Source organism: Leisingera sp. JC1 (assembly GCF_001679925.1).
Classification (GTDB): Bacteria; Pseudomonadota; Alphaproteobacteria; order Rhodobacterales; family Rhodobacteraceae; genus Leisingera.
Window position 1 is genome coordinate 1 of sequence record NZ_LYUZ01000165.1, and the last position, 3782, is coordinate 3782.

Consider the following 3782-nt stretch of genomic DNA (forward strand, 5'->3'; position numbering starts at 1 on the left):
GCGCCTCGTCAATCTGTTTCAGTGTGTGCGCGGTTTCCATGTGGAACTGGCGGGCCTCGACACTCTGTCTCCACCCGATATGTCGGTAGGGACCGGACCAACGGATGCTGACACGGAAGCCTGGCTTGAAGCCCGGGCCCTATGTGATGATCTGTTCCATCCTCTGATCGACGCCTTGATAGCGGATGAAGTGCCCGGCCCGGACCGTTTGGGGGACGATTTGCTCGTCGAGGGGCGGGTTGTTGGGATGTTGGAATTTGGGTGGAGGGAGGCCAACGTTGCGATTGCGGAAACCCTCTGTGAAGGGGTGAGTTGGCGGCTCCCCTCTGTGAAGGGGTGAGTTGGCGGCTCATCCCGTTTGATCCGGAGAGCGACCAAATCGGCGAGACGGTCACCAAAGTTATTCAGGCGATTCAGGAGACAAACAGATGATGGACGCAATCAACAAGCGGGTCTCCTATGACATCGGTTGTATGAAAAGCCTGCGGAAACTTCCCGACAAGGTGGCGCTGCGCTTCATGGATATGATGACCCGCTACATGTCTGATCCGTCTGCGAACGGGTTGAACCTTGAAACCGTGGAAGGTGCGAAAGACAGTTCGATCAAATCCCTCCGTGTCGACCAAGGCTACCGCGCGATCGCCTTCGAAGTGGGCCGCGACATCATGTTCGTCCATGTGAATGAACATGACAAAGCCTACCGGTGGGCCGGAAACCGTCGGGTGAAACTCGACCCGGATACGAACCGGATCCGAGTCGTCGAGGAACTTGAAGCGGACATCGTCGAGACCGCTCCCCAGACTGCGAACGAGCCACGTCTCTTCGCGGCAGTATCCGAAAAGCGGCTGAAAGCCCTCGGTGTTCAGCAAGAAGAAATAGCCGCGGTCCGTGCGCTTGCCTCGATTGATGCGCTGGAAGCTGCAGAAGAGGCTTTCGATCCGCTGACCTACCAGATCCTCTATGCCCTCGCCGCAGGCTATTCCGACGAGGAGGTTTACGCTCTGACGGGCATCCCGGAACAACCGGAAGCCACGGCGGAAAATGCACCTGCTGACCTGACGTTCGATCAAATGATTGAAACGGAGGAGAGCCGCCAGACCATCTTCATCCCAGAGGATGAAAAGGAACTCAGGCGTGTTTTTGAAGAGGGGCTCGAGGGATGGCGGGTGTTCTTACACCCTGATCAACGCAAGATTGCCTACCGGGACTACAACGGCCCAGCCATGGTCCGCGGTGGCGCCGGGACCGGGAAAACCGTCGTTGCCATGCACCGGGCGAAGCACCTTGCCGATCAGATCGAACAGGACATGACGCGGGCAGGTCAACGGGTTCTGCTGACAACTTTCACGACGAGCCTCGCACAAGACATCGAAGCGAACCTACGAACTCTGTGTCCAGAACATCTGGACGCTCGGCCGCCTCGGATCGAAGTGATCAACTTGGACCGTTGGGTGTCCCAGTTCCTCAAGCGGAAGAATTTCGCACGCGAAGTCGCCTTCTTCGGAGAGGCGCGGGATCGTCTCGATGAGATCTGGCGAGAAGTGTTCGACGATCATGAATTACCTGATGGGCTCTCCGAGGCCTTCATCCACGCGGAATGGGCGCAGATCGTTCAGGCGAAAGGTCTCATCGACCAGCGGTCTTACCTGAAAGCATCTAGGGCCGGACGCGGCACTCCTCTCGATCGCCGCAAGAGGGCCGCGCTTTGGATAATCTTCGGGGATTACCGGGCTAGAATGATAAGTGGTGGTCTTGCTGAACCGGATGACGCCTACCGCGAAGCGATCGAGATCCTAGCTGCTGAAGCTCCCAGCCTGCCCTATGCGGCGGTGATCGTCGACGAGGCGCAGGATATGGGGGAACAGGCATTTAGACTGATTAGGGCTATCGTGCCGGAGACGCCGTCCGGGGATAGCAATTCTCTCTTCATAGTCGGGGATGCGCACCAGAGAATTTACGGGCGCAGAGCCAGCATGGCTTCCTGCGGCATCAATGTGCGCGGAAGGTCTCGGCGACTACGCCTGAATTATCGAACGACCCAGGAGATTCGAGCTTGGGCCGTATCCGTTCTTGAGGGTGTAAGCGTGGATGATCTCGATGAGGGAAGTGACACGCTACGCGGCTATGTGAGCCTCCTGCATGGAGTATCACCGAACCTGGTTGGATGCGCCTCCGAAGAGGAGGAGCTCAAGGGTGTTGCGTCTTGGGTGCGAGCTCTCCCCTCCGATGACATGCGTTTGTCAGACGTTGGTGTTCTCTGTGCTCGTCGATCGGACGTAGGTCGGGTGAGTGAAGCCTTGCGCGCGGGTGGCATCGAGACAGTGACTCTCCAAGCTGGTGCGGATGATCGATCAATCCCGGGGGTACGTGTCACGACCATGCACCGCGCTAAGGGACTTGAGTTCTTCGCAGTAGCTATCCCATTCGTGTCTGACTCAGCCTTCCCACCGCCAGGCGCCTTGAAGGCAGCTGTGGACGCTGCCGACCGAGAAGATATCGTTACCCAATATCAGTCGCTTTTGCACGTTGCAGCGACGCGCGCAAAGCGGGCGTTGCGGGTTTCTTGGTCTGGCACACCATCGTCACTTTTGAATATCTCCACGGATTGATGCTCAAAAATCTGAGGGGTCACATAGAGAAGCGATATTTTTGCAGCTATCGCTCGTTTCTGAGCGCGCGTTGCCGTGGATCAAGTTCAAGTCTTGTGTTCAACCAGTACCTCGTATGGCGTCGTTCTCCAGTTCGGCTGAGCGCACCTTTCTCGACTAGGTCCTGCAGATCGCGGGTTGCGGTTGCGCGTGAGGTTCCGGTGATCTTGAGATAGTTGTCGGCGCTGAGGCCTCCTTTGAAACCGCCAGGGCCTTCCCGAAACATTCGAGCGATGGCCTTGGCCTGGCGTTCGTTCAAGTGGTCTCTGTGACGATCGTAGAAGTGTGCCTTGCTGATGAAGAAGCCGACGCGGTCGAGTGTTGCCTGTTGGGCCTTCAAGACAACTTCTGCGAACCAGACGAGCCAATCGGTCACGTCGAGCGTTTTTTGATGCTGCTCGAGCTGATCGTAGTATCCCTTGCGCTCCTTCTCGATGGTGAAGGCGAGCGAGATGAGGGTCGGCTGGCCAATGTTCTGTGCCAGAGACTTTTCAGCGAGGGCGCGACCCAAGCGGCCGTTGCCGTCTTCGAATGGGTGGATGCTCTCGAAATAGAGGTGGCTTAGCCCTGCGCGCGTCAGCGCTGGAAGCGGCTCTGCTCCCCCCGGCCCGGTCTTGTTGAACCAATCCGCGTATCGCTCCATCTCAGGCATGACCCGCTCTGAAGGCGGCGCTTCGAAATGGATCGTGGGCCGGTCAAGGCGGCCGGAAACGATTTGCATCGCCTCGGCGTGTTGTCGGTAGGCCCCGATGGTTTCCAACCGGCGGTCATGGGACAGGAGCATTCGATGCCAGCGGTACAGTGTCTCATGGGTCAGCGGCTCTGCAAAACTGGAATAGACGTCGACCATCATTTCCGCGACGCCCTGTTCGCGCGGTTTGGCAGGGTAGCTGTCCGGATCGAGGCCTAGATGGCTGCGCGCACCGGGGTAGCGCGGACAAGGATTCCAATCTGACGCGGACAACCATTCCGATTTAGCGCGGACAAGATTCCGGGGCTCGCGGACAAGATCGCGGAGCCCTTTGGCGGGGTGCTGAGCAATCACGTGGCGGGTAGCCTTTCGCTCTTTTGAGAGCGGGAGGGACCCAATGGCGAGATTGCCGATGAGGAAGATCAGAGAAGCCTTGAGGCTGC

At 58.1% G+C, this 3782-nt stretch carries 3 protein-coding genes; 2 read left to right on the forward strand and 1 reads right to left on the reverse strand.

From position 1 onward, the window contains the following. A partial coding sequence (locus A9D60_RS26905) for a hypothetical protein (protein ID WP_217492097.1) occupies nucleotides 1-340 on the forward strand: 340 nt, incomplete at its 5' end. An 88-nt stretch (nucleotides 341-428) separates the two neighbouring features. Next, nucleotides 429-2609: a UvrD-helicase domain-containing protein gene (locus A9D60_RS25255; RefSeq protein ID WP_083194371.1), complete on the forward strand. Its 2181-nt coding sequence runs from the start codon at nucleotides 429-431 to the stop codon at nucleotides 2607-2609. A 46-nt stretch (nucleotides 2610-2655) separates the two neighbouring features. Here the strand turns inward: A9D60_RS25255 and A9D60_RS25260 are convergent, their stop codons facing one another. Further along, on the reverse strand, nucleotides 2656-3693 hold the full coding sequence (locus tag A9D60_RS25260) for a Fic family protein (RefSeq protein ID WP_065270132.1): 1038 nt from the start codon (nucleotides 3691-3693) through the stop codon (nucleotides 2656-2658). Nucleotides 3694-3782 lie beyond the last annotated feature (89 nt).

What these genes read in the sequence shown, in the direction of transcription:
- A9D60_RS25255 (WP_083194371.1), top strand. Translation starts at nt 429, where the DNA reads ATGATGGACGCAATCAACAAGCGGGTCTCCTATGACATCGGTTGTATG.